The 315-nt window shown below is 76.8% G+C and carries 1 protein-coding gene; it reads right to left on the bottom strand.

Annotated elements, in window-relative coordinates:
• Nucleotides 1-315: alanine racemase (locus E3U55_RS17165; protein ID WP_323740430.1), on the bottom strand; the 315-nt coding region annotated here is incomplete at both ends.

The following is a 315-nucleotide window of genomic DNA, read 5'->3' as shown; positions in this document are numbered from 1 at the left end:
GACACCCTCCCCACGACCGGATACCGCGCCCCGTCGATCGCCACGGCCGCCTCCGCCGCGAGCTCCCGCGGGATCCCGTCCGCGTATCCGACGCCCACGACGCTCAGGCGCGTCTCCCGTTCCGTGATGTGCGCGCCCCCGTAGCCCACCGCCGTCCCGGCCGGGACGAGCGCGCTGTGCACGACGGGGGCGGTCCACCGCGCGGCACCGGCCAGCGTCGTCGCCCCGGAGGGGTCGATGCCCACCAGCCCCGCACCGATGCGCACCATGTCGAAGTGCGTCCCCGGATCGGTGAGCGCGCCGGACGTCGCCGCG

The organism is Filobacillus milosensis, assembly GCF_004402015.1.
Taxonomy (GTDB): domain Bacteria; phylum Bacillota; class Bacilli; order Bacillales; family Alkalibacillaceae; genus Filobacillus; species Filobacillus milosensis.
This window is presented reverse-complemented; position numbering and strand designations above follow the sequence as displayed.